The organism is Flavobacterium salilacus subsp. salilacus (assembly GCF_004634195.1).
GTDB classification, from domain to species: domain Bacteria; phylum Bacteroidota; class Bacteroidia; order Flavobacteriales; family Flavobacteriaceae; genus Flavobacterium; species Flavobacterium salilacus.
In genome coordinates, this window is sequence record NZ_SKBP01000005.1 from 193,369 (window position 1) to 217,954 (window position 24,586).

Here is a 24,586-nt window from a genome sequence, read left to right on the forward strand (position 1 = left end):
TATAATCTGTTAAACTCTACATTAAATGAATACAAAATATTACGACTTAATAAATCAGACTTTTTACTTCCCACAGGAAGAATTCACACTAAATAAAGATAACCTGCTGTTTCATAATATCGACTTAATGAAACTGGTAGAGCAGTATGGTACTCCGCTAAAGTTTACCTACCTGCCGCAAATTTCCAATAACATTCACAAAGCCAAAGAGTGGTTTAGGTCGGCAATAGAAAAAAACAAGTACGAAGGCAAATATTTTTATTGCTACTGTACAAAAAGCTCTCATTTTGAATATGTTATGAATGAGGCTTTTAAAAACAATATTCATATTGAAACCTCTGCTGCATACGATATTAATATTGTTGAAAAACTTTTAGAATCAGGTAAAATAAACAAAAACACCTATGTTATTTGTAACGGTTTTAAAAGAGACGAGTATATAACCAACATAGCGAGGCTCATCAATAACGGGCATAGCCGCACGATACCTATTATTGATAATTATGAAGAGTTGGATTTATTGCAGGAAGAAATAAAAGGAAAATTCAAAATAGGTATCCGTATTGCTGCCGAAGAAGAACCTAAATTTGAGTTCTATACCTCTCGATTAGGTATTGGTTACCGTAACATACTACCTTTTTACAGAAGGCAAATACATGAAAATAAAAATGTAGAGCTTAAAATGCTCCACTTTTTTATTAATACCGGCATAAGAGATACAGCCTACTATTGGAATGAGCTGCTAAAGTGTTTAAAAGTATATATTAGCCTTAAAAAAGAGTGTCCTACTTTGGATAGTCTTAACATAGGCGGCGGATTCCCAATAAAAAATTCACTGGCATTTGAATATGACTATCAGTACATGATTGATGAAATAATCAATCAGATAAAAATAGCCTGTGATGAGGCAGAAGTAGATGTACCTAATATTTATACTGAGTTCGGCTCGTTTACCGTAGGCGAAAGCGGTGGTGCTATATACAAAGTATTATATCAAAAACAACAAAACGACAGGGAAAAATGGAACATGATAGATTCGTCTTTCATCACTACCCTGCCGGATACTTGGGCTATAAACAAGCGCTTTATAATGCTTGCTATAAACCGTTGGAACGATCCGTATGAAAGGATATTGCTTGGCGGGCTTACCTGCGATAGTGACGATTATTATAACTCCGAGCAAAACCTAAATGCTATATATTTGCCAAAGTATAATAAAGAAAAACCTTTGTATATTGGCTTCTTCAATACAGGAGCCTATCAGGAAACCATAGGTGGCTATGGCGGGTTACACCACTGTCTTATCCCACAACCTAAACATATATTGATAGACAGAGATGAGAACGGAATTTTGGCAACAGAGGTATTTTCTGAACAACAAAAAGCTGAGGAAGTACTCAAAATATTAGGCTACGATAAAGAACAACAATAAACTTGAATAAAAAAACTACAACGAAATGAGCAAAGGACCCATTAGCCAATTTATAGAAAAACATTACCTGCACTTTAATGCGGCAGCGTTGGTGGATGCCGCAAAAGGCTATGAAAAGCAGTTGGAAAGCGGAGCTAAAATGATGGTAACGCTTGCAGGAGCTATGAGTACAGCAGAGCTTGGAAAAAGTTTTGCCGAGATGATTCGCAGAGATAAAGTACAAATTATTTCCTGTACAGGGGCTAATTTGGAAGAAGATATCATGAACCTTGTGGCTCACTCACATTATGAAAGAGTACCTAACTACAGAGATTTAACCCCCCAGCAAGAATGGGACTTACTGGAAAGAGGATTAAACCGAGTTACCGATACCTGCATACCGGAGCATGAAGCTTTCCGCCGTTTGCAAAAACACATCCATAAAATATGGAAAGAAGCTGATGATAACGGAGAACGTTACTTTCCGCATGAATTTATGTATAAAATGCTGCTTTCAGGCGTATTGGAAGAATATTACGAAATAGATCTTAAGGATAGCTGGATGTATGCAGCAGCAGAAAAAAACCTGCCTATTATAGTACCGGGATGGGAAGACAGTACTATGGGTAATATATTTGCATCCTATGTTATAAAAGGAGAACTTAAAGCCTCTACCATGAAATCGGGTATAGAATATATGACTTTCCTGGCTGACTGGTATATAAAAAATAACAGTAATGGTATAGGATTTTTCCAGATTGGCGGTGGTATAGCGGGAGATTTCCCTATATGTGTGGTACCCATGCTGTATCAGGATATGGAAATGCATGATATTCCTTTTTGGAGTTATTTCTGTCAGATATCCGATTCGACCACCAGCTATGGTTCTTACTCAGGTGCGGTGCCTAATGAAAAAATAACATGGGGTAAATTGGATATAACCACCCCTAAATTTATAATTGAATCTGATGCAACAATCGTTGCGCCACTTATATTTGCTTACCTGTTAGATTTATAATAAATTGTATGAAAAGAATTATAGTTGACTACGCCAAATTGACTAATGAAATTTTAACCCTGTTGGTTGAAAAATTCCCTGAAGGATATGATGATTCTGACATCATTCGTTTTAAAAATGCTAAAAATGAAACTATTGAAGCAGTAGAAGTGCGTACCGAAGATACCATATATTTGGTTAAAGTAAGTACTAAACTTGCTGACAGAATTGAAAATTTTGAAGATGATGATCTTGTTGATGAACCATCGGATGATATGGACGCTTTAAAAGGTTTGGAAATTACAGATGATGCCGAAGCCGATGACGATATCGATGATAATGATGCTCCTGACAATATAGAGGAAGATGAAGAAGAAGAATAATATTGCATTATAAAAAAAAGCCCCTTTAAAGGGGCTTTTTTTTTATTTAGGCTTTACTAACATATTGTCAACACTTTTAATTACATGAGTTAACGAAAAATTAACCTGCTTAAAAATTGCAAAAATGTAAAAAAATCGTTTATTTGTTAATAGTTATATGTACAATAACATTAGTCTTGAATAAACCGAAAAAAAGACTTTAAAGAAAGGAGTAGGTAAAATCCATCTAATTTTAATTATAAACATGAAAAAATTTCTTTTTGCCGTAGCAATAGTTGCTGTTATGGCGTCCTGTTCTAATGATTCCGAACAATCAACAACAATGGTCAACGAAACAGATTCGATTAACTTTAGCACTAAATCATCATTAGATTTAAAAACGTTACATCAAATGATGATTTCTTCACAAAGCTATATCAACTATAAGGCAGCCCATGATGCATTTGTGGATAAGATGAATTTTAAAGGAGATCGAGCCGATATCGAATCCGAAGCAAAAATAAAAGACTGGATTTATAACAATATCGGATTAACTGATTTTCCAGATTTTACAACTGCAATCGATGAGTATGATGAATTAAAAAGTTTAGGTTTGATTTCATTAAATGATAATAAATTGTTTTATGAAACAATACAAATTGAAGGTACTTCTGGCTTATTTGATTTGATGTATGAGCAAACACCATTATCAAATGATTGCCCAAGTATTTGTGGAGCATCACTAAATAGTTGTCGAGATTGGGTTAGTTCTTGGTATCATTATGCTGTAGCAGAAGCTACTGCTCAATGGGTATCTCCCAGTATTGAATCAACAAATAATTTTAATAATCAAATGATTGCTATTGAGATTGGTGCAGATTTATATAATGAGGAATGTGACAATGAATATGTTGATTGTTGCGCTGCATAAATTTAAATTTATAATATTTTATTCCGTGTCACCTTTAACAGTAAAAGTGACACGGATAAATTCATAATTATTGTATGAAAAAATTATATCCAAACATAATTGCTGCAATAATACTATTAAGCTCGTTAGTATCTATAGCACAAAATACAGAATATAACCCATCTTCGAGAAATGAAGCTAATAAACAGGAGTACGATTCTACATTCAATGCTTTTAAAAAACTTTATATCGATAAACTTGATTCAGATATTCATTACAGGATAATGGATTTATCTAAAGAGTTCGTAAGAAAAATGAACCACCCTGAAAAATCAATGGCTCTAATTAATACTAAGTATCCATTACCTTGGATAAAAGAAAATTTAAGCACTACCTTTTTTGAAAGTTATGGAGAAGCTATTAAGGAATGGGAACATTTATCAGAATTGATGGCTATTAGTTATGAGCAAAATAGAGAATATTACGAAATGAAAGATAAGATTCTTAAAAAATGGGGAGTGGAAATGCTTGATTCAGTTACACAAGAAATTAGAAGAGAACAACCTCAAAAATTTAAAACATAATTTTATAAATAGCGTTCCTGAAAAATTTTGGTGTGGTGCTTTTGATGCGCAATAATTAAAAAGCCTAAAGCGCGCACCGTTACATTGTATCCTGATGCTACTCCCCTTTTCATCAAATCATCTTCAGTAAATGATTTAAAGAGTAACAAAGAGGCATGTCGCTGTGCCGACATTTCTGTCAGTAACGATTGTAAACTTCTTTCATTGGCATGCGCATTATCAACATAACTGTTTTCATCAAACCCGGGTAGCGCGGTACTATCACCACGCGAAAAACGCATGGCGCGGTAGCTAAACACCCTCTCGGAGTCTATCAGGTGTTGTATTATCTCTTTTATTGTCCATTTACCTTCGGCATAGCGGTAATCGTGTTTACCCATAGGTATATCCTGTACAAATTTTATAAACTCATGTACACTTACTTCAAGACCTTCAACAAGTGTCCAGGTATCATCAACATTTGGTAAATAAGCACCATGATACGGTGCATATTCATCGGTTTGTAATTGGCTTATTCTCATACGCTAAGCAGAGTTTCTGCTGGCATTAATATTCCCAAAAAGGGAACGGGTTACTATTTTTTCATATACTTCCAGCAATGCATCAGGCTCATTGCCGTTTTTAATTTCTCTTATTTTATGCAGGGCATACTGCTGTATAGTAAGCAAGGGACGCACTATTTGTTCTCTTATTTTTACTGATGCCCTGCCATCAGGGTAATTTTCCATGAGTTGCTTATAACCCGAAATTTTCAGGAGCAAACGTTTGGTTTCTTTAAACTCATCGTAGATGATTTGCCAAAACTCGCCAAATTCTTTATCTTCTCTCATATAAGCGGTAAGCGGAAAAAATGATTTGGTTAATGACATCATACTGTTTTCTATCAAAGTTCTGAAAAACAATGAGTTTTCATATAAATCGACTGCCTTATCCCATTCGCCATTTCGTTCCAAATGTCCCAATGCATGACCAAGACCAAAAAAGCCGGGTACATTTTGTTTTAACTGACTCCAGGAACCCACAAAGGGTATGGCACGCAAGTCATTAAAATCTAATTGTGCCGATTTGCTTCGTTTTGAAGGACGGCTGCCTATATTAGTCTTAGCATAATAGTTAAGCGTACTCATATGCTCTAAATAAGGCAAAAATTTAGGATGTGCCTTAAAAGCTGCATATTTTTCATAACTCAGTGTTGCCAAATCGTCAAACACATCTCTTTGCGCCTGTGTAAGTTGTTTTTTATCCTTATTAAATACTCCGTTAGTAATACCCGCACTCAAAAGGTTTTCTAAATTGTAACGACACGAGTCGAGCGTACCAAAATTAGAACTGATGGTTTGTCCCTGTATGGTTATCTGTATTTCGTTATTCTCTATAGTTTGCCCTTGCGAAGCATAAAACTTGTGGGTTTTACCGCCACCGCGTGCAGGAGGTCCGCCCCTGCCATCAAAAAAGATTACTTTAATGCCATACTGGCGAGCCATAAGGGTTAGGTTCTCTTTAGCTTTATAAATACTCCAGTTTGCCATGAGGTAGCCTCCATCTTTAGTACCGTCGCTAAAACCGAGCATAATAGTTTGCCTGTTGCCTCTGTTTTTAAGATGCGCTGCATATTTTGGGTTTTCATATAACGATTGCATTACTTTATGGGCATCTTTAAGATCGTCAACCGTTTCAAACAGCGGTACAATATCGGCTGTTGGGTTTTCCCAACCTAATAGTTCAAATAATGTTAATACTTCCAGTACATTATGCGCACTTTCATTATTGCTTATTATATATCGGTTACACCCATTTTCGCCATTTTGTTCCTGTATGGTTTTCATTGCCGTAATGGATTCGAGTGTAAGGCGCGCATTTTCGTTTTCAAACCACGAAGCCTCTACTCTGCTCCTGGTATTTTCTAAAACCTTAAGTTTTTCATCTTCGTTTAAAGCTGCATAATTTTTTAAGGAAGCGTCTCCCCTTTTTGCAAGTTCAGCAATAACATCGCTAAAAACGGTATCGTGTATGTGACTGTTTTGACGAATGTCCAGAGAGGCAAAGTAATAACCGAAAATTATTGTTTTGTTTAAAAGATTGTCTATCTCATCTAGGTATAATGATTGATGATGATCGATTATAATATTGCGTATCGCTTTTAATCCTGTCTGTAATTCTTGTAATGAGATATATACATCGCCATCCGAATAAAATACAGAGCGATATAGCTTTTGCTCAATATCTGCAACTAATGTATGTACTCCTGTAAAGGTAAGTTTGCGTTTTAATTTTTTTACATCATTATAATAACACTTTAATATTGATGTTCTTAATCGGTCGGCAACTTTCAGTGTAATTTCAGTAGTCACAAAAGGGTTTCCGTCCCTATCGCCTCCGGGCCAAAAACCGAATGATAAAACTCCATGATTCAGAGGCTCACCTCTATATACAGTATCCTGTATGTAGGATGCCATATCTCCTGCGGTGGGATAAAAAACATATTCCAAATACCATAACAGGCTAACCGCTTCGTCATAAGGCGTGGGTTTCTCTTTTTTAATAAATGGTGTTTTACCCAGTTGCGCCAACAGTGTTTTTATTTGTGATAAATTATTGTCGCGTATGGCAAGGGTAAGATCGGTAATAATACCCAGTACAGCGCCGGGATAAAACTGTGTAGGGTGTGCTGTGAGTACTGTTCTAACCTGATAGTCACTTAAAAATGCTTTTAACTCTTCTGTAAGGCTTTGATTTTCTGCTCTTTCTTTGCTTTCGAGCAACGACCCGCTTCCATCCAGATTATGAAGCGTATCAAATGCGGCATCTTCTATTGCATCAAATAATACAACCTGTCGCTCTACATATTGAATAAAGCGAAACAATAAGTCTATTTTTTGTGTTTCAGGGTAGCCTTGCAGGTATTTGTCCGAAAAAGCATCGATTATTTCTTTCGGGCTTTTGTTATTTTTATATCCGTCGTCACATATTTCTGAAAACAAGGGCAGTAACACACCGGTGTTGCCGATGGCATCAAAAGGGAGTGTCATAAATATACTGTTAAACAACTGATATTTAAGTTTTACATTTTCATTAAAACGTTCTATTCGGGTTGCAGGATACATATATTATTTTTTTTATTGAAATTAATAAAAAACCCTCATGTTATTGGCATGAGGGTATTAAACTTTTGATAAAAATTATTACATATCTTTAAAAATAGTATGCATTAAGCGCTTTTTATCATTAATACTTTCTTCAAGTGATATCATGGTTTCGGTTCTGTACACACCTTCAATATCATCTATCATAAAAATAACTTCTTTTGCGTGTTTGGTATCTCGTGCTCTTATTTTACAAAATACATTGAATTTACCTGTGGTAACGTGAGCAACGGTAACAAACGGTATTTCGTTTATGCGCTCTAACACAAATTTAGTTTGCGATGTGTTGTGAAGAAATACACCCACATAGGCAATAAAAGAATACCCCAGTTTTTCATAATCGAGCGTTAATGATGATCCCATTATAATACCGGCATCTTCCATTTTTTTAACCCTAACGTGTACAGTTCCTGCAGATATTAATAGCTTTTTTGCTATATCCGTAAAGGGAACTCTGGTGTTGTCAATCAGCATATCTAATATCTGGTGATCAACTTCATCTAAACGAAACTTACTCATAAATGTGTTTTTTTATTTGTGTAATTATATTTAGTTCATTACTATACTGTATATACAATATCAAAAAGCACTATTCAACTTCTACTCCATTTATAAACTTTCTGTCGGGTTCAATAAAAAAATCGGCTTTTGTATCAGATACTGGATAATTTTTACCGTCTTTTCCTACATACTTCCCTCCGTTACAGTCATATTCTGCATGTCCGTTGGCAATATCAAAATTGTCTATTTCTTTAATAAATGCTTGAAACATTACATAATTCTCAAACAGAACTTCTTTATATTGAGAGGCAAAAATCGTGATTTTTTCTTTATTTTCATAATTTATATTAACATTTTTATACATGATATCATAAAATACATTCTTATTTTGAGGAATATTAAAATATTTCTCATTTTCATCAACAACTATAACGTTTTCGTAAATTGAATAAAATCCCGATAATAATGCAAAAAAGATAAATCTCCTTGTTACCTCTCTTTCATAATCTTGCTGATAATGTCCTGCCTCAAATAATACCGTGGGTACTCCTGCTGCCTGAAAATAATCTCCCACACAATTTATGTTGAAAGAATCATCAAAACGCCCTACCTGCCCCGGTATATAACGCTCTAAGGTTTCAGCCATTGCTACAATAAGGTTTATTGCTTTTTGTCGAGTATTATTAATATCACGTTCCTCGTTGTAGGCGGGTGCTAAAAAAGAAACTGTAGCAGGCTTGGGTTTGCCCTCTGATTCTAAACCAAATATAGTACGCTGATCATGCATATTATAGCAAAAATCAGGTTTAAAAGCATTAAATGCTTGTTGTAACGCTTTACTTTCCGGTTGGGATTGCGCAACAGCATCACGATTCAAATCTACTTTATTGGCATTTTCCCTGGTATATAGCTTTGCTCCATCAGGGTTTAATATAGGTATTATGCATAATGTAAAGTTATCTTTTATAACTTTCGCTTCTTTGGTATCGCCATTTAACCAGTTGAGCATATCAAATAGTGCCTTGGTGGTTGTAGATTCGCTACCATGCATTTGCGACCAAATCAAAATTTTTGTTTTACCCTTACCGGCAGTAATACTGTATATCGGTTTATCTAAAACAGACTTGCTCAAGACATCTACCTCAAAAGAAGTTTTTAGTTTACTTAATACAGGCTCTATATGAGTGTTGGTTATATATCGCTTTTCAAGAGTATGCTCTTTGTATTGTTGGTATAATAATTCTAAATTCATGAATCTTTATTTAGTTTACAAAAGTAAACAACATCTTTTTTACAATTGTAAACAATAGATTTAGTGAGTTATATTACATTTGTAAACTTCGTTTATCCTAACTATTAATAATTATATTCTTTTACGTGATTAATATTTTAATTAATTTATTATCAATTAATTAAACTAAATTACCTGTATTATTAGTTTACTATAATTATATCTTTTATACTGTTTATTTGCTATCTATCATATTATTGTTTACATTTGTAAAGTATATATTAATTTACAATGGTAAACACCGACGATTTTTTAAAGCGCCTTGAAACTATACTCGACTATTACAATATGTCAGCATCAGTATTTGCCGATAAGCTGGGGGTGCAACGCTCCGGGCTGTCACATTTACTATCCGGCAGAAATAAGCCAAGCTTAGATTTTGTTTTAAAATTAGTAGATAGTTTTCCCGAAGTAGATTTGTATTGGCTTCTTAACGGTAAGGGAAATTTCCCGAAACAGGAAACAGATAAAAATATAAATACTACCTCTCCTGCCCCATCTGTTAATAAACAGGATATTATTGCAAATGATCTTTTTTCTTCTAATGAGGAAAATGAAAAAGAAGCAGACTTTAAAAAGGTTGAAAAAAATGAAGATGATATAACAGAAGATGGTATAGAAATAGAACGAATAGTAATTTTTTATAAAAACGGAACTTTTAAAAATTACATTCCTAAATAAAAGAACCCCGAAACACCTTATTAAAGATATTTTCGGGGCTCATTAACCAATAAAACAAACACAAATTATCTTTCACTATTCAGATAAAGCAAAAACTATTTTCTGTGTGTATTATCAGTACAATAACATTTAACATTCATGATAAAGTTACAAAACTAATTTGTTAAAAATGAAGTATATACCGTTAAACTATTCTTAATGTTATGCCTCATAACTATACTCCTTTACATAACCTGTTACCCCTTCATAATGCTTTTTTAAAGCAGCAAAGTCAAGGTCCTTATCTCCTGTCAAATAGTAGGGTTCTGCCAGTTTAACTTCTTTCTTTCCATAATCAAAAGCCACAGCAATAACAGGAACACAGGCTTTTAGCGCTATGTAATAAAAACCTGTTTTCCACTCTTCTACTTTCTTGCGTGTACCTTCGGGGGCTATTGCTAAACGAAAGACTTCTTTTTCCCTAAAAATTGCCGCTATGGCATCTACCTTATTTTCATTTTTATGTCGGTTTAGGGGTGTGCCTCCCATCCACTTGAAATATCCTCCGAAAGGAAATTTGAAAAGTTCTTTCTTGGCTACAAAATTCATTTCCAATCCTATAGCACCCCGCGCCATAACACCAATGGCAAAATCTACCCAACTGGTATGTGGCACTACTATAATGACACACTTTTTTACATTGGTACTCATAGAACCTTTTATGCGCCAGCCCATTACAGTACAAAGCAAAAATTGGTATATTTTTTTCATATATTGTATAAAAAATCAGGTATAAAAATAGTATATATTTACGATTAGAAAACATTTGCCGATGCTGAAGAGAATATTAAGTTACTTTATACCTGTTAACATACACAAGAAGAAATCGAGCATTAGCAAAAATCTTGAAGTTACCTGGAATAACGGACAACTGGTACTGGACTCCCGAAACACAAACTACTCCTATGGCAGCCTGCAACGCGTATTGCGAAAGGGACTGAGCTATATAGGTTATGACAGAATACGAAAATTTAATACCATACTCGTGCTGGGTGTTGCCGGAGGAAGTGTTATAAAAACTTTGGTTGACGAAATACAGTTTAAAGGTAAAATAACAGGTGTAGAGATAGATCCGCAGGTAATTGAAATAGCTTATAAGTATTTCGAATTAAACGAAATTGAAAATCTTGAAATTGTTATTGACGACGCTTTTGAGTTTGTACTGAAAACAAAGGAAAAATACGACCTTATTATCATTGATATTTTTCAGGATACGGTAATGCCGAATTTTTTGTTTGAAGACTTTTTTATAAACCGAATCAATTTTCTGTTAAATGTAAATGGTTTTATACTGTTTAATACCATGACATTGAATAAAAAAGATAAAGATCGAAATTTACGCTACCGCACACGATTTGATGAAAACTACTCGGTAAGAACCTATCCTAAAATAGAAGACCATAACGAGTTGTTCACCATCAAAAAATTGAAATAAGCAAAAAACAATTACAGCATTTTTCTTGCCTTTTCTAAATCTTCGGGAGTGTCTATACCAATACCTGCGTGGCTGGTTTCTACCATTTTTATTCTTTTACCATATTCAAGATAACGCAGTTGCTCCAGTTTTTCGGATGCTTCGAGCGAATGCATGGGCAAGCTGTAAAAATCGAGCAAAGCATGTTTCCTAAAAGCATAAATACCAATATGTTTAAAGTACCTCACTCCTACTCCTTTTTCTCTTGGATAGGGTATTACCGAACGGGAAAAATAAAGTGCAAAATTTTTCTGATCGACTACTACCTTTACATTATTCGGGTTTTCAATATCTCCCTCGTCAGTAACGTGCATCATAAGCGATGCTAGGTCAATTTCATGAGCCATATCGCCTTTAAAAACTTCCAGTACATCGGCAAGCGGTTCTTTATTTATAAAAGGTTCGTCGCCCTGCACGTTTACTACAATATCCGCATCCATGTGCTCTACCGCTTCAGCTATACGGTCGCTGCCACTTTCATGCTCTTTTATGCTCATTATGGCTTTACCGCCATGCGCAATTATTTCTTTAAAAATAATATCCGAATCGGTTACTACAAAAACATCATCAAAAAGTGCTGTATTTACAGCAGCTTCATACGTTCGGGTTATAATTGTTTTTCCGCCCAAGTCCTGCATTAACTTAGCGGGAAAACGGGTACTGGCATATCGTGCGGGTATAACGGCTATAATTTTCATAATACTTTCAATTTATTTGTTTCTCCCTCTCCTGTGGAGAGGGTTGGGGTGAGGCTACTCCTCAAAATTTTCATCTTTAAAACCTATCAGGTACAATTTATCTTTGGCACGGGTTACTGCGGTATATAACCATCGAATATAATCTCTGTTTATACCTTCGGGTAAATAGGGCTGCTCTACAAAAACAGTGTGCCACTGCCCTCCCTGCGATTTATGACAGGTCATGGCATAAGAGAACTTAACTTGCAAGGCATTAAAATGAGGGTTATTTTTTACCTTCAAAAATTTCTTGTAACTGGTTTCTCCTTCATAATCTTTTTGTACTTCCTCATATAACTTGTTTGACTCTTCATACGAAAGCGAAGCCGATTCGCTGGTTATGGTATCCAGCAATAGTACCGTTTCAAAAGGTATTTGATCAGGATAATCGACCATACGTATTTTTACCCTCGCAAATTTAAAGCCATACAGTTCCTCTATCCTGAAAATTTCCAGCACTTCAATAATATCGCCATTGGCTATAAATCCTGCTTCGGACTTTTCGTTAAGCCAAAAATAATTATTTTTTACTACCATCAGGAAATCTCCTGCCGATAGCTCGCTCTCTCTACCTAATATTTTATAACGTATCTGCTGATTGTATTGATTAGCGCGCTTGTTAGACCGTACTATAAAAGCGGTATCCTCAATACTGTAATTACTGTAAGCCTGATTGATAGCATCTTCAATATCATAACCGTCGGTAAGGCGCACAATATCTTTAAAGCTTTTTATATGAAACTGAAAGGTATCTACAAATACCGATTTTAATATTTCACGCAATTCAGTAGCATTATACAGTATGCCCGAATTATTTTCCTGTCGCATTACCTCGTCAAGCTCTATTTGCTGCACGTCTTTTTGATAATGAATGCCCAGCGTATCGATATTCAGAGCAGGGCTGATGTCAGAATTTACGGGTGGTAGCTGTGCCGTATCGCCAATAAGAATCATTTTACAGTTTTGTCCCGAATATACATACTGCATCAGGTCGTCGAGCAGCGAACCGTTTTCGTACATTTTAGACTCTGTTGCGACATCCGAAATCATCGAGGCCTCATCTATAATAAATATGGTATTTTTAAATTTATTGGGCTGCATGGTAAACCCTACTGTGCCCCCACTCTTTTTTTTCGGGAAATAGATACGTTTATGTATGGTAAAAGCCGGTTTTTGCGAGTAGCCCGATATTACTTTTGCCGCCCTTCCGGTAGGCGCAAGCAGTACATATTTTTTATCGGCATCACGCAGGTGGTTAACAATAGTTGAAATAATTGTTGTTTTTCCTGTTCCGGCATAGCCTTTTAAAACAAAAATCTCATCTTTGTTGGTGTTAGTAATAAAAACGGATATCTTCTGTAAAAAAATATCCTGTTTTAATGTAGGTTCAAACGGGAATTTTTGGCGTAATATCTTGTAAAATAAGCCTGAATCCATGAAGTAATATCAATACTGATTTATAAAAGTCAAAGATAACATGATTTTAAAGAGTATCCCGCCTTATCTCAAAAAAGATGTAAATTTGCGACCATAACCCCATAGCTCATGAACACTGCAATTACCACCAGGAATTATAAAAAACTCGTACTGCAAGTAGGTCTTGGAGGTATGTCGTTTTGTGTTTTCGATACGCTAAATACTGCAATATCCAAGATAAACAGCAGTGAATTTTCTAAATTTCAGCCTATAGAAGATGCATTGTGGAAATTGTTTGTAGAACATCCGGAACTGAAAATGGACTATGACGAAATTGTGGTGCTGCACGATAATAACCTGAATACCTTTGTACCTAAAGCCTTATTTGATGAAAACTTTTTGGGCAGTTACCTGCAATACAACACTAAGGTATTTGAAACCGATTTTTTTGCTCATGATGCCATTGACAATTATGAGATGAACAATGTATATGTGCCTCAGGTAAATATTAACAACTATCTTATAGACAGGTTTGGCGAATTTGACTATAAAAATACCAACAGCATACTGGTAGCAAAACTGTTGGAAGCCTCTAAAAACATTGATGAAAAACAAGTTTTTGTACACTTACAAAACAATCATTTTGAAATAGTTACAGCACACAACCAAAAGTTATTATTATATAACTCATTTGAGTATAATACCCCCGAAGATTTTTTATATTATCTATTGTTTACTCTGGAGCAACTAACGCTAAACCCCGAAACGGTAAAGGTTATACTACTGGGAAAAATAGCCAAAACCAGCCCCTGCTACACGCTGGCATATACCTATATCAGGAACATTTCTTTTTACGATACCGAAGCATTACAAGAAAAATACAAACTTAACAGCAATGATGCTATACAACACTTCATACTACTTAACGCATGAGAATAATATCCGGTAAATATAAAGGTCGCAGGATAAGCCCGCCAAAAAACCTGCCCGTACGCCCCACTACCGATATGAGTAAGGAGTCGTTGTTTAATATACTGAACAATCGTTTTGATTTTGAAGGACTTAAAGTAATGGACTTGTTTGCAGGAACGGGCAACCTGAGCTATGAGTTTGGCTCGCGCGGAGCAGAGAGCATAACATCGGTAGATGCTGATTTTGGGTGTATAAAATACATCAAGCAAACCGCCACAGAGTTTGATTTTAATATCTCGGCTATAAAAAGCGATGTATATAAATTTTTGGCAGGACATAAGGCTTCGTATGATATTATTGTTGCCGACCCTCCGTATAACTCCGCACAAAAAGAGTTTGAACAGGTAGTAACTTTGGTTTTTGACAACAACCTGTTGCACGAAGAGGGTATGATGATTATAGAGCACTCCAAACACACCACGCTGGAACACATGATGAACTGGTCGTTCAGTAAAAAATATGGCGGTTCTATTTTTTCGTTCTTTGAATTTGATAAAGATGAAACCGAAGAAAATATTAACGAAGACCCTGATGTGGAGGAATTGTAGAAATACTGTAGTAAAATGTATGAATTGTTTTAATATCTTTACTATAAAAAATGAACGAAATTAACGAAAATCAATATAAGCCGGATTTTGAGTTATTAGATAAATATGTAAATTATTCTTCCGAATTAATGCGTATTTCTATCTTACTCATTACCTCAATGGGTGCATTAACAATATTTAAAACCAAATGCGATGAAGTTATACCGCATAACTCATTGATTTCATTTTATATATCATTTGTAATTTTGGCAATTTCAATAGGTTGTTCTCTCTTTCATCGATACCTTGCTACCGATTCGATGGCTTGTTATATCTCTTATCTAAGAAAAGTTGATGAAGATAAAAAAGAAAAAGAAAAAGTTCGATTCAAAAAAGGATTAATAGTCAGTCATTCCATACTAAAAATCAATGCCATTACTTTTGGATTAGGAGTAATAGCTTTTGTACTTGGCATCGCTGTAAAGATAGAGCAAATCTCTTAGCTTTTTTATTAAAAATAAAGCAGGTCTGTAAGCCGGATTCTGTATTTCTAAAAGAAACCCTTATCATTTATCTGGGCGCAACATTACTGTTACGCTCTATCTGCCTACCCTCCGGCATTGGGCGGGCAGCCCTTAACAACCGGTTTACTTGGCATTGCACCACATAGAGTTTACCTGATTTCACTACAGCATTACCTGTACATCCTTTCTGTTGCACTTGTCCTCCCACGCCTAAACGTGGTGACGGGCGTTACCCGCTATGCTGCCCTATGGTGTCCGGACTTTCCTCCCCGCAAAGCGGAGCGATAAGGCGACCTGCGAGGGCAAAGATAGTTTTTTTAGTCTTAAAGTTGGAAAGTTTATAAAGTCATAAAGTTTGCAGTAACAGTTTACAGTCGCAATTAGCAGTCACAGTTTGCCGTTGCTATGAATAAATTATAATATTATTCAACATCAAAACTTTAAGACTTTCCACTTTAAGACTTTCCAACTTTACGACTATACAAACTTTATGACTTGTTCATGTTTAACACTTCATTGGCAGCAGTTATAATCTTGAATACGTAAATTTAATTTTATAAAAACAACTCACTTAAAAAACGACAATCATGGACAGACAAATGTATCACTATGCCCCGGTAGCCAAAGCCTTAACAGAATTAAAAGAAAAAGGATACACTACCGATTTTAACCTTCAGGAAGCCCGTATTATAAATAATTATACCGATTTTGTGATAGAAGAAGTGTACCGATATGAAGGAGAAACCGACCCTGCGGATGAAGCTACTGTATATGGCATAAAATCGAGCGATGGCGAAAAAGGTGTTTTTGTAGCAGGTCATGGTGCTTATAGTGAAAAAAGTGCTGCTATGGTACTTCATCAAATGACTATAAAAGACAGGGATCAAAAAGAAGAGTAATGCTGCTTGTAATGCATGAATACAACTGTCGAAAAACTTGAAAAAATAGGCAGTAACCCAAAGGTTACCGCCAAAGCCGTTGGCTTGCGTTATGCACTGCAGTCCGATAAAGGATATTACAGGAAACGTAAAGGCAACGGCTTTACTTATACTGACCATGAGGGCAATACCGTTAAAAATAAAGAACTGCGCGAACGATTTAAAAAACTGGTAATTCCGCCTGCATGGACTGATGTCTGGATATCGCCCTACCCTAACGGGCATCTTCAAGTTACAGGTATTGATGCAAAGGGACGCAAACAATATCGTTATCACCCGGACTGGAATACAATTCGAAATCAGTCAAAATTTTACAGGCTCAGGCGTTTTGGTCTTGCCATCTCCAAAATTAGGCAACAGGTAGAAAAGGACTTGCGGAAACAAGGACTGCCTTATGAAAAAGTAGTGGCTTTGGTTGTAAAACTAATAGAGCTTACCCATATACGCATCGGTAACGATGCCTACAAAAAACTATACGGCTCATTCGGTTTAACAACACTCAGAGATAAACACGTAAAGTTTAAAGGCAATACCGTTAATTTTGAATTTACAGGTAAAAAAGGCATTAAACACAAAATAAAATTGCAAAGCAGCAGGCTTGCCAAACTGGTACAACGCTGTAAGGAAGTACCGGGTTATGAACTTTTTCAGTATTATGATGATGAGGGAAACCATCACAGTATAGGCTCTGCCGATGTAAATAATTATATAAAAAATATTACCGGAGAAGATTTTACAGCTAAAGATTTCAGGGCTTGGGCAGGCAGTATTAATGCCCTGTGCGGTTTTCTTGAAATAGGCAAACATTGCAGTGATGCGGACTGCAAAAAGAAAATTGTAGCCGTACTGGATACTGTGGCTAAAAAACTGGGCAATACCCGCACGGTGTGCAAAAAATATTATGTACACCCTACTGTAATTGCTTCTTACGAAAAAGGTGCTATATGGAACTATAAACCCCGTAAAACAAAAGATGCCGACCATAGCGCCGAAGAGAAAGCATTACTCAAATTACTGACCCACGAGAGTATTGCCGAAGTACTCACCTGATTATCAACAATACCCGCCTTTCGTTAATAAGTTTTATATATTTTGAAAGTGAATTACATTGCTATTGCTTTGGCAATTATTATATTTGTTGTTCACTATACCCTATGGAACAATTTATTGTATCAGCCCGAAAATATCGCCCGCAAACCTTTAAGGATGTTGTGGGGCAGCAGGCTATTACCAATACATTACTCAATGCCATAGCAAACAACCACTTGGCGCAGGCTTTATTATTTACAGGTCCGCGTGGTGTGGGCAAAACAACCTGTGCGCGCATCCTGGCACGAAAAATAAATCAGGAAGGCTATGATGACCCGAATGAGGATTTTGCCTTTAATGTATTTGAACTCGATGCAGCTTCAAACAACTCGGTAGATGATATTCGTAACCTTATCGACCAGGTACGTATCCCTCCGCAAACAGGAAAATACAAAGTATATATTATAGATGAGGTACACATGTTATCTCAGGCAGCATTTAATGCTTTCCTGAAAACACTGGAAGAACCGCCAAGGCATGCCATATTTATACTGGCCACTACCGAGAAGCACAAAATAATACCTACCATACTGTCGCGTTGTCAAATATTTGATTTTAAGCGAATAACTGTTAAAGATGCCAAAGCGTATCTTGCGGAAGTAGCTACCAATCAGGGGATTACTTTTGAAGACGATGCACTGCATATTATAGCCCAAAAAGCAGATGGTGCCATGCGCGATGCGCTGTCGATATTTGACCGAGTAGTAAGCTATTGCGGAAATAACCTTACCCGACAGGCAGTAACGGAAAACCTGAATGTACTGGATTTTGAATATTATGTTAAAGTAACTGACTTACTGTTAGACAACAATATACCCGAACTGTTATTAGCTTATAATGATATACTTGCCAAGGGTTTCGACGGACACCATTTTGTAGCGGGGCTTGCCTCGCATTTCAGGGATTTATTAGTATGTAAAAACCCTGCAACACTGGTATTACTCGAAGCGGGCGAAGCAGCACAGGCACTGTATGGTGCACAAGCTCAAAAAGCCGGTCAGCATTTTTTGCTGGAAGGTATAGCTATTGCTAATGATTGTGACTTAAAATATAAAAGCAGCCAAAACCAACGGCTTCTGGTCGAGCTTTGCCTTATGCAGCTTGCCTCTATCAACTTTGATGGAGAAAAAAAAAAGCTGAACAATTTATAATTCCACCTGATTATTTTAAAAATCCTACTGCTCCAAAAGTTGTCAATACAACTAATGCAGCAGAAACAAATGCCCCTGTAATACAGGAAAAACCCGCAGCCACTACCCCAGCCGCTGCTGTGCAACAACCTGAACCTGTAAAACAGCCTGTTATACAAAAACAGGAAGATGACGGCAAGCCAAAAGTTTCGGCATTTTCGTTATCGAGCATTAAACAGAAACGGGAACTCGCCGAAAGCCAAAAAGCAGAACAAAAAAGTCATGATGAACTGCCAAAAGAGCCTTTCAGCGAAACGGATATGCTGCTGATGTGGAATAAATTTGCACAACGCCTTAGTGATAGCGGTCAGAAAATTATGGCTACCTATATGCAAATTAACGATCCTGTTCTCGAAAAAGATGGTGTCACCATAAAGCTGGAATTGCCTAATGAAGGTTCTAAAATAGACTTTGATAACAATAAACTGGAGTTATTGGGCTATATGCGCGGTAAGCTGCACAATCACGATATTGTTATAGAAACCCATGTAAACGAAACTGTTGCCAAGAAACACGCTTTTACACCACAGGAAAAATTTGAGCGACTAAAAGCGATTAATCCTTTGATGGAATTATTGCGTACAACTTTTGATTTAGATATAGGATAATAAAAATTATATTTATCATGAAAACATATACTTTTTTGTTGCTTTTATTTTTGGTAACTATATCCTTTATACAATAATACTGTTATTTTTTACTCTCTTACAGTGTGGCATACTTTCTTTAACTTGAAACTATCATTAGTTATTTTAACCTCAATCGTATTATTCTATCTTGCCCCGCTGCAATAATCGTTTTATTATCAACAAAACGGAGTGTGTGCAACGAAGCATCATCATGTATTTTTTTCCAGCTTTGCCCCCTGTTATAAGAATAAAAAACTCCCGATGATCCGCAAGTTACCAGTTCATTACCATCACTGTTGGGCATAAACTGCACGCATGATGCATAACCAAACCCAGAGTTCTCTCCTATTAACTCCCAGTTTTTACCACCATCTGTAGTCAGGATTTTGTTACCTGAATTTTTATCCCGTTGTTCATAATTACCACCAACAGCAAAACCAATTGTTTCATCATAAAAATCAACCGAAAAAATGCCTGTCATTTCGCTTCCTTGTACTATCGGGGTATTATAAACTTTCCAGCTTTTACCTTTATCAGATGAGCTAAATAACCTCGACTTTTTACCTCCCGAAACCATCCAGGCATTATTTCCCTTTACAACCAGATTGGTGTTGCTCGCCGCAAAGGCAGCTTCGCCATCTTCAACTTTTGGTAAATTATCACAAGATAATTTTGTCCATGTTTCCCCGTCATCCGTAGTTTTTATTACCGATAGGCAACCGTCCGTAGGGTCGCCCATAGCCATACCTTCATTATCATTATAAAACTGCATACTGTCATAAAAAACCTTTTCGCCACTCTCTTCATATACTTTACGTACTGTTTTACCGTCTTTAGTTATTTTGTAAAGTACAGCAGGCGACCCTACATTGAGTATAAATACATCGCTCTTAGTTTGAGCAATGGCTCTAAATTCAGGCAGTATGGTATCAGTGCTTATTACCCCGTTAAAGTTCTTGCCTCCGCTAAGCGAAACCCATCCATATTTACCGTTACTGCCGGCATACCATGCTTTATCTCCATCTATGGTTAATGCGCGTATGCTGATTTTATCTTGCAATAATGTATCTATACTTACAGTTTCAAAAGAGGGTTTCATCTCTTTTTTTTCTTCTTCCTTTTTACAGGAAATAATAAAAGTCAGTAATACAGCAACCAAAATATATTTTTTCATATTCAGCCTATTTTATACGCTAATATAGCATATAAAATGAAAAAATCCGGCTGATTGCATTTTTATAAAAAAACAATCAGCCGGAAGTAAAATTGGGGGAACTTTATTTTAAAATAGCGGTAAAAATTTAATTCTGCACCTGACGTTTACCTCCGTCAAACATATATATCCATATCATGCGCGAAAGCCTGAAATTAAACGTACTCAGTAAAAAAGCAGATGCCGCTATTATAGCTATGGTAGCTTCATAGCTTTCTACAAAAAACCGTGATATCAGGAATATGGGAGCCATTTCTATAATAGTAATACCATAGCTTACATACATTGCCCCATAAAAGAACCCGGGCTCTTTTTCAAATTTATGACCGCATACAGAGCATTCCGCGTTCATCTTCGGCATCCTGAATAATAAGGGATTTCCTTTTTTAGTAAATACATGCCCTTCTCCGCATATCGGGCATTTTTCTGTAATTATATCTGCAAATTGTGACATACCTAAAAATTTTCTGCAAAATTACATTCCATATACATAGTAATGCAATAGCTTATATACTCAATAATTTGTACTTTTAGGACATAATACAGTATATGAAAAAAGTAGCCATACTCAACATCGGTCAATTTCTAAGGCAAAGTAATATTGAAGGTTTTTATGCCAACACACTTGAAGATCATTTAATTACCAGCCATAAGGACATTGCCCTGCCCCACTCGCACAATTTTTACCTTGCTATTTTATTTACGCACGGCAAAGGGATTCATGAGGTTGATTTTACAGTATATGATGTACTGCCCGGCAGTTTATTTTTCTTAAATCCTGGACAAACCCATCATTGGGAATTATCAGATGATGTACAGGGCTATGTGTTTTTCCATACACAGGATTTTTACGATATGCAATATACTCAAGCTGCCATCAACCGATTTCCGTTCTTTTACAGTATGCACAATTTGCCCGTTTTGTATTTAAAGGAAAAAGAGTTCGGCATAATACAAAACCTGTTTCGGGAAGTATATGAAGAAAATAATACCGACCAGTCTTTAAAAAGGCAACGGATGTTGAGCCTCATCAATTTAATATATATAGAAAGTACCCGAATATACTTAGAATTAAACCCTGTAGATACCCAAAACAAAAACACTTATTATATTAAATTTCGCCAACTGGAACAATTTATAGAAAAGTATTATAAAACAGAGAAATTGCCTTCAGCATACGCTGCCATGCTTAACGTCAGCCCGAAACACTTAAACCGCATTACACAGGCAGTGGCAGGAAAAACAGCAACCGATGTTATACTGGAACGGGTACTGCTGGAAGCAAAAAAGGAACTGGTACTACAGCAAAAAAACTTTACCGAAATTGCATATACTTTAGGTTATGAGGATTACGCCTATTTTTCGCGATTATTTAAGAAGAAAACAGCCGAAACTCCTTCGGCATTTTTAGAACGCTACAGCAAAGGGTAATAGAATGTTTTATCTCCGTAAATTTCAGTACCTTTGCCCCTCAATTTTTTACAATGAGATTACACAGAAATTTAGTATTTACGGTTATAGACTCGCTGGGCTTTATATTTAATGATGGAGAGTATGCCGATAAAGTAGTAGCGCGTGCCTTGAAGAAGGATAAACGCTGGGGCAGTGCCGACAGGAAGTTTGTAGCCGAAACCATATATGAAATAGTACGCTGGAAACGTCTTTATGGCGAAATAGCAGAGGTTAAAGAACCCTATAACCGCGATAACCTATGGCGCATTTTTGCCGTATGGGCAGTATTGCGTGGGTATAACCTGCCTGATTGGAAATATTTTGAAGAAACCCCAATTCGTCGTATTAAAGGGCGTTTTGATGAGCTATCCAAGATACGAAAATACAGAGAATCGATACCTGACTGGATGGATGAACTGGCTGTGAAAGAGCTTGGCGAAGAAAAATGGGAAAAAGAACTGGCTGCACAAAACGAGCAAGCCAGAGTAATACTTAGGGTAAACACCTTAAAAACTACAAGAGAAAAACTACGATCCATACTAATGGATTTGGATATTGATACCGAAATGCCTGCGGAGTATCCGGATGCGCTCATATTAAAAGAGCGGTCTAATGTTTTTCTTACCCAAGCGTTTAAAGATGGTTTATTTGAAGTACAGGATGCCTCATCACAACTGGTAGCACGTTTTCTTGAGGTAGAGCCGGGTATGCGCGTGGTAGATACCTGTGCCGGTGCCGGTGGCAAAACACTGCATATGGCATCGCTTATGGAAAATAAAGGACAGCTTATTGCTATGGATCTTTATGAAAGTAAATTGAAGCAACTAAAACTGCGTGCCAAAAGAAATGGTGCTTTTAATATTGAATACCGCATTATAGATAATACTAAGGTTATAAAAAGACTGCATGAAAAAGCCGACAGGGTGCTTATAGATGCCCCTTGCAGCGGGCTGGGGGTACTGAAACGTAACCCTGACAGCAAATGGAAATTGCAACCCGAGTTTATAGATAACATCAAGAAAACGCAGGCTGAGGTATTGGAAAACTATTCTAAAATAGTAAAACCGGGCGGTAAACTGGTATATGCTACATGCTCTGTACTGCCCTCTGAAAATCAGGAGCAGATAAAACATTTTCTTACTACAGAAACAGGGCAGCAATTCAGTTTTGTAAAAGATAGTAAAATACTGGCTTCAGAGTCAGGTTTTGATGGCTTTTATATGGCATTGCTCGAAAGGAAAAAATAACTTTAACATAACCGGGGTGTTAAATTGCAAGGCGTTTAAAAATAATCAGCCTAAATTAGCAGCCCAATTTTTATGATATGAAACAATTTTACACCCTGGCACTGGCACTGGTCGCCATTACGGTTTTTGCACAAGATGGCGCTCCTGCAACTCCTTATTATAACGGATTTAATTTTGAACAGACAGGAACAGCTTTAAAAAATGCACTGGCTAACAAAATAACTACTACCCATGTGAATTTACTTACCTACCAAGAGGTGGAAAATGCATTAATGGTAGTAGATCTTGATCCTGAGGATAATTCCAATACCAACTTACTTCTGGTATACGGTTTTAGTGATACTATGTGTCCTGCATCAACCGGTGATGACGAAGACCACAGAAGAAGAAATAAAAACATGGATGATGACGGCACAGCCTCTCCGTGCCTTTGGAACAGAGAACATACTTACCCCAGAGCACTTGGTAATCCTGATTTAGGCACCAGTGGTCCAGGTGCTGATGCGCACCATGTGAGAGCGAGCGATAAAAAGCGTAATGCCAGCAGGGATAACAATAAATATTTTGACGGTACAGGAAATTCATTCGAAAGCGGACAGTTTTGGTATCCGGGAGATGAATGGAAAGGCGATATTGCCCGTATGATGATGTATATGTACCTTCGCTACGGCTCGCAATGTTTACCCACAAATGTAGGCGTTGGTACACCTGTAGCTTCTGACGCTAATATGATAGATTTATTTTTGGAGTGGAATGCCGAAGACCCGGTATCGGAATATGAAGATAACAGGAATGCCTATCTGGGTAATGCAAACAATGCTTACGGGCAGGGTAACCGTAACCCGTTTATCGACAATCCGTATCTTGCCACAATGATATGGGGAGGCCCGGTAGCACAAGATCGTTGGGGTATTGCCGGTACAGATGAAGTTTTTACCGCACAACTTTCGGTATATCCTAACCCTGCTACAGACCATGAGGTTAATATATACAGCGAAACAACGCTTGAAGAAATTCAGCTTATAAACCTTAACGGTCAGCTAATACAATACATACAGCAACCAAAAGCCGAGAATAACACATATACGCTTGATAATTTACCACAAGGGTTTTATATCCTTAAAGTCACATCGGGCAATCAATCAGCAACTAAAAAAGTGATTGTAAACTAAGTTATTTATAGTTAAAGATATATAAGCCTCCTTATCGGGAGGTTTTTTTTATTTTTCTAATGCTTATTACATTTTAGCAATTATTTA

26 protein-coding genes and 1 other RNA gene are annotated in these 24,586 nt (G+C 36.5%); 17 read left to right on the forward strand and 10 right to left on the reverse strand.

The window, feature by feature from the left end; genetic code table 11:
- Positions 1-25 precede the first annotated feature (25 nt).
- From E0W68_RS08260 to E0W68_RS08280, 5 genes are all read left to right on the forward strand, one after another.
- Positions 26-1,432, forward strand: coding sequence for an arginine decarboxylase (locus tag E0W68_RS08260; RefSeq protein ID WP_135218953.1), 1,407 nt, complete (start codon positions 26-28; stop codon positions 1,430-1,432).
- 25 nt (positions 1,433-1,457) lie between these two features.
- Positions 1,458-2,429 carry a deoxyhypusine synthase family protein gene (locus tag E0W68_RS08265; RefSeq protein ID WP_135218954.1) on the forward strand — a complete coding sequence of 324 codons (972 nt, stop codon included), beginning with the start codon at positions 1,458-1,460 and terminating at the stop codon, positions 2,427-2,429.
- A gap of 8 nt (positions 2,430-2,437) precedes the next feature.
- Positions 2,438-2,791, forward strand: a complete 354-nt coding sequence (locus tag E0W68_RS08270) for a DNA primase (RefSeq protein ID WP_135218955.1) — start codon at positions 2,438-2,440, stop codon at positions 2,789-2,791.
- Positions 2,792-3,035: 244 nt separating this feature from the next.
- The gene (locus E0W68_RS08275) at positions 3,036-3,701 is read left to right on the forward strand and encodes a hemerythrin domain-containing protein (protein ID WP_135218956.1); all 666 of its coding nucleotides are present in this window, start codon (positions 3,036-3,038) and stop codon (positions 3,699-3,701) included.
- 74 nt (positions 3,702-3,775) lie between these two features.
- On the forward strand, positions 3,776-4,264 hold the full coding sequence (locus tag E0W68_RS08280; RefSeq protein ID WP_135218957.1) for a hypothetical protein: 489 nt from the start codon (positions 3,776-3,778) through the stop codon (positions 4,262-4,264).
- A 2-nt stretch (positions 4,265-4,266) separates the two neighbouring features.
- Here E0W68_RS08280 and E0W68_RS08285 read toward each other — a convergent pair whose 3' ends face one another.
- The 4 genes from E0W68_RS08285 to E0W68_RS08300 form a co-directional block, all read right to left on the reverse strand.
- The gene (locus E0W68_RS08285; protein ID WP_135218958.1) at positions 4,267-4,785 is read right to left on the reverse strand and encodes a DinB family protein; all 519 of its coding nucleotides are present in this window, start codon (positions 4,783-4,785) and stop codon (positions 4,267-4,269) included.
- Between the two features lie 3 nt (positions 4,786-4,788).
- On the reverse strand, positions 4,789-7,368 hold the full coding sequence (locus E0W68_RS08290) for a phosphoenolpyruvate carboxylase (protein WP_135218959.1): 2,580 nt from the start codon (positions 7,366-7,368) through the stop codon (positions 4,789-4,791).
- Between the two features lie 78 nt (positions 7,369-7,446).
- Positions 7,447-7,926: an Lrp/AsnC family transcriptional regulator gene (locus E0W68_RS08295; RefSeq protein ID WP_135218960.1), complete on the reverse strand. Its 480-nt coding sequence runs from the start codon at positions 7,924-7,926 to the stop codon at positions 7,447-7,449.
- A 70-nt stretch (positions 7,927-7,996) separates the two neighbouring features.
- Positions 7,997-9,160, reverse strand: a complete 1,164-nt coding sequence (locus tag E0W68_RS08300) for a M14 family metallopeptidase (protein WP_135218961.1) — start codon at positions 9,158-9,160, stop codon at positions 7,997-7,999.
- A 270-nt stretch (positions 9,161-9,430) separates the two neighbouring features.
- On the opposite strand from E0W68_RS08300, the gene E0W68_RS08305 reads away from it, so the two are divergent.
- On the forward strand, positions 9,431-9,880 hold the full coding sequence (locus tag E0W68_RS08305) for a helix-turn-helix domain-containing protein (protein ID WP_135218962.1): 450 nt from the start codon (positions 9,431-9,433) through the stop codon (positions 9,878-9,880).
- 201 nt (positions 9,881-10,081) lie between these two features.
- Here the strand turns inward: E0W68_RS08305 and E0W68_RS08310 are convergent, their stop codons facing one another.
- Entirely contained in the window at positions 10,082-10,630 is a 549-nt protein-coding gene (locus tag E0W68_RS08310) for a 1-acyl-sn-glycerol-3-phosphate acyltransferase (RefSeq protein ID WP_135218963.1), read from the reverse strand.
- Positions 10,631-10,691: 61 nt separating this feature from the next.
- Between E0W68_RS08310 and E0W68_RS08315 the strand changes: the two genes are divergently transcribed.
- Complete coding sequence (locus E0W68_RS08315; RefSeq protein ID WP_135218964.1) at positions 10,692-11,354, forward strand: spermidine synthase; 663 nt, start codon at positions 10,692-10,694, stop codon at positions 11,352-11,354.
- 11 nt (positions 11,355-11,365) lie between these two features.
- Here the strand turns inward: E0W68_RS08315 and kdsB are convergent, their stop codons facing one another.
- Entirely contained in the window at positions 11,366-12,091 is a 726-nt protein-coding gene (gene kdsB / locus E0W68_RS08320) for a 3-deoxy-manno-octulosonate cytidylyltransferase (protein WP_135218965.1), read from the reverse strand.
- A gap of 54 nt (positions 12,092-12,145) precedes the next feature.
- Positions 12,146-13,567 (reverse strand): ATP-dependent DNA helicase, encoded by a 1,422-nt coding sequence (locus E0W68_RS08325; protein ID WP_135218966.1) that lies wholly within the window; start codon positions 13,565-13,567, stop codon positions 12,146-12,148.
- 108 nt (positions 13,568-13,675) lie between these two features.
- Between E0W68_RS08325 and E0W68_RS08330 the strand changes: the two genes are divergently transcribed.
- From E0W68_RS08330 to E0W68_RS08340, 3 genes are read left to right on the forward strand one after another with little or no spacing between them, the layout of a single operon-like run.
- The gene (locus E0W68_RS08330) at positions 13,676-14,479 is read left to right on the forward strand and encodes a DUF3822 family protein (RefSeq protein WP_135218967.1); all 804 of its coding nucleotides are present in this window, start codon (positions 13,676-13,678) and stop codon (positions 14,477-14,479) included.
- Positions 14,476-15,066, forward strand: coding sequence for a 16S rRNA (guanine(966)-N(2))-methyltransferase RsmD (gene rsmD / locus E0W68_RS08335; RefSeq protein WP_135218968.1), 591 nt, complete (start codon positions 14,476-14,478; stop codon positions 15,064-15,066). The genes E0W68_RS08330 and rsmD overlap by 4 nt, the downstream gene beginning before the upstream one ends.
- Before the next feature lie 50 nt (positions 15,067-15,116).
- Entirely contained in the window at positions 15,117-15,548 is a 432-nt protein-coding gene (locus tag E0W68_RS08340) for a hypothetical protein (protein ID WP_135218969.1), read from the forward strand.
- 12 nt (positions 15,549-15,560) lie between these two features.
- Here E0W68_RS08340 and rnpB read toward each other — a convergent pair.
- An RNA gene (gene rnpB, locus E0W68_RS08345) (RNase P RNA component class A) lies at positions 15,561-15,870 on the reverse strand.
- Between the two features lie 286 nt (positions 15,871-16,156).
- Here rnpB and E0W68_RS08350 point away from each other — a divergent pair.
- From E0W68_RS08350 to E0W68_RS08365, 4 genes are all read left to right on the forward strand, one after another.
- A complete protein-coding gene (locus E0W68_RS08350) occupies positions 16,157-16,468 on the forward strand; it encodes a hypothetical protein (protein ID WP_135218970.1) in 312 nt (103 codons plus the stop codon).
- Positions 16,469-16,483: 15 nt separating this feature from the next.
- Entirely contained in the window at positions 16,484-17,557 is a 1,074-nt protein-coding gene (locus E0W68_RS08355) for a DNA topoisomerase IB (RefSeq protein ID WP_135218971.1), read from the forward strand.
- 104 nt (positions 17,558-17,661) lie between these two features.
- Positions 17,662-18,747 carry a DNA polymerase III subunit gamma/tau gene (gene dnaX / locus E0W68_RS08360; protein ID WP_135218972.1) on the forward strand — a complete coding sequence of 362 codons (1,086 nt, stop codon included), beginning with the start codon at positions 17,662-17,664 and terminating at the stop codon, positions 18,745-18,747.
- Between the two features lie 119 nt (positions 18,748-18,866).
- Positions 18,867-19,394 carry a DNA polymerase III subunit gamma/tau gene (locus E0W68_RS08365; RefSeq protein WP_202922679.1) on the forward strand — a complete coding sequence of 176 codons (528 nt, stop codon included), beginning with the start codon at positions 18,867-18,869 and terminating at the stop codon, positions 19,392-19,394.
- Between the two features lie 139 nt (positions 19,395-19,533).
- Here the strand turns inward: E0W68_RS08365 and E0W68_RS08370 are convergent, their stop codons facing one another.
- Positions 19,534-20,589, reverse strand: coding sequence for a WD40/YVTN/BNR-like repeat-containing protein (locus E0W68_RS08370; protein WP_135218973.1), 1,056 nt, complete (start codon positions 20,587-20,589; stop codon positions 19,534-19,536).
- A 127-nt stretch (positions 20,590-20,716) separates the two neighbouring features.
- Positions 20,717-21,082: a DUF983 domain-containing protein gene (locus E0W68_RS08375; RefSeq protein ID WP_135218974.1), complete on the reverse strand. Its 366-nt coding sequence runs from the start codon at positions 21,080-21,082 to the stop codon at positions 20,717-20,719.
- 95 nt (positions 21,083-21,177) lie between these two features.
- On the opposite strand from E0W68_RS08375, the gene E0W68_RS08380 reads away from it, so the two are divergent.
- The 3 genes from E0W68_RS08380 (at position 21,178) to E0W68_RS08390 (ending at position 24,499) form a co-directional block, all read left to right on the forward strand.
- Complete coding sequence (locus E0W68_RS08380; protein ID WP_135218975.1) at positions 21,178-22,059, forward strand: AraC family transcriptional regulator; 882 nt, start codon at positions 21,178-21,180, stop codon at positions 22,057-22,059.
- Positions 22,060-22,112: 53 nt separating this feature from the next.
- Positions 22,113-23,327 (forward strand): RsmB/NOP family class I SAM-dependent RNA methyltransferase, encoded by a 1,215-nt coding sequence (locus tag E0W68_RS08385; RefSeq protein WP_135218976.1) that lies wholly within the window; start codon positions 22,113-22,115, stop codon positions 23,325-23,327.
- Positions 23,328-23,404: 77 nt separating this feature from the next.
- Entirely contained in the window at positions 23,405-24,499 is a 1,095-nt protein-coding gene (locus E0W68_RS08390; protein WP_135218977.1) for an endonuclease, read from the forward strand.
- Positions 24,500-24,586 lie beyond the last annotated feature (87 nt).

Excerpts from the sequence above, each read along its gene's own strand:
- E0W68_RS08275 (WP_135218956.1), top strand. The coding sequence starts at position 3,036 with ATGAAAAAATTTCTTTTTGCCGTAGCAATAGTTGCTGTTATGGCGTCC.
- E0W68_RS08310 (WP_135218963.1), bottom strand. The coding sequence starts at position 10,630 with ATGAAAAAAATATACCAATTTTTGCTTTGTACTGTAATGGGCTGGCGC.
- kdsB (WP_135218965.1), bottom strand. The coding sequence starts at position 12,091 with ATGAAAATTATAGCCGTTATACCCGCACGATATGCCAGTACCCGTTTT.
- E0W68_RS08290 (WP_135218959.1), bottom strand. The coding sequence starts at position 7,368 with ATGTATCCTGCAACCCGAATAGAACGTTTTAATGAAAATGTAAAACTT.
- E0W68_RS08285 (WP_135218958.1), bottom strand. The coding sequence starts at position 4,785 with ATGAGAATAAGCCAATTACAAACCGATGAATATGCACCGTATCATGGT.
- E0W68_RS08325 (WP_135218966.1), bottom strand. The coding sequence starts at position 13,567 with ATGGATTCAGGCTTATTTTACAAGATATTACGCCAAAAATTCCCGTTT.
- E0W68_RS08330 (WP_135218967.1), top strand. The coding sequence starts at position 13,676 with ATGAACACTGCAATTACCACCAGGAATTATAAAAAACTCGTACTGCAA.
- E0W68_RS08300 (WP_135218961.1), bottom strand. The coding sequence starts at position 9,160 with ATGAATTTAGAATTATTATACCAACAATACAAAGAGCATACTCTTGAA.
- E0W68_RS08390 (WP_135218977.1), top strand. The coding sequence starts at position 23,405 with ATGAAACAATTTTACACCCTGGCACTGGCACTGGTCGCCATTACGGTT.
- E0W68_RS08315 (WP_135218964.1), top strand. The coding sequence starts at position 10,692 with ATGCTGAAGAGAATATTAAGTTACTTTATACCTGTTAACATACACAAG.
- E0W68_RS08355 (WP_135218971.1), top strand. The coding sequence starts at position 16,484 with ATGAATACAACTGTCGAAAAACTTGAAAAAATAGGCAGTAACCCAAAG.
- E0W68_RS08260 (WP_135218953.1), top strand. The coding sequence starts at position 26 with ATGAATACAAAATATTACGACTTAATAAATCAGACTTTTTACTTCCCA.
- E0W68_RS08270 (WP_135218955.1), top strand. The coding sequence starts at position 2,438 with ATGAAAAGAATTATAGTTGACTACGCCAAATTGACTAATGAAATTTTA.
- E0W68_RS08340 (WP_135218969.1), top strand. The coding sequence starts at position 15,117 with ATGAACGAAATTAACGAAAATCAATATAAGCCGGATTTTGAGTTATTA.
- E0W68_RS08295 (WP_135218960.1), bottom strand. The coding sequence starts at position 7,926 with ATGAGTAAGTTTCGTTTAGATGAAGTTGATCACCAGATATTAGATATG.
- rsmD (WP_135218968.1), top strand. The coding sequence starts at position 14,476 with ATGAGAATAATATCCGGTAAATATAAAGGTCGCAGGATAAGCCCGCCA.
- E0W68_RS08375 (WP_135218974.1), bottom strand. The coding sequence starts at position 21,082 with ATGTCACAATTTGCAGATATAATTACAGAAAAATGCCCGATATGCGGA.
- E0W68_RS08380 (WP_135218975.1), top strand. The coding sequence starts at position 21,178 with ATGAAAAAAGTAGCCATACTCAACATCGGTCAATTTCTAAGGCAAAGT.
- E0W68_RS08370 (WP_135218973.1), bottom strand. The coding sequence starts at position 20,589 with ATGAAAAAATATATTTTGGTTGCTGTATTACTGACTTTTATTATTTCC.
- E0W68_RS08350 (WP_135218970.1), top strand. The coding sequence starts at position 16,157 with ATGGACAGACAAATGTATCACTATGCCCCGGTAGCCAAAGCCTTAACA.
- E0W68_RS08385 (WP_135218976.1), top strand. The coding sequence starts at position 22,113 with ATGAGATTACACAGAAATTTAGTATTTACGGTTATAGACTCGCTGGGC.
- dnaX (WP_135218972.1), top strand. The coding sequence starts at position 17,662 with ATGGAACAATTTATTGTATCAGCCCGAAAATATCGCCCGCAAACCTTT.
- E0W68_RS08280 (WP_135218957.1), top strand. The coding sequence starts at position 3,776 with ATGAAAAAATTATATCCAAACATAATTGCTGCAATAATACTATTAAGC.
- E0W68_RS08265 (WP_135218954.1), top strand. The coding sequence starts at position 1,458 with ATGAGCAAAGGACCCATTAGCCAATTTATAGAAAAACATTACCTGCAC.
- E0W68_RS08305 (WP_135218962.1), top strand. The coding sequence starts at position 9,431 with ATGGTAAACACCGACGATTTTTTAAAGCGCCTTGAAACTATACTCGAC.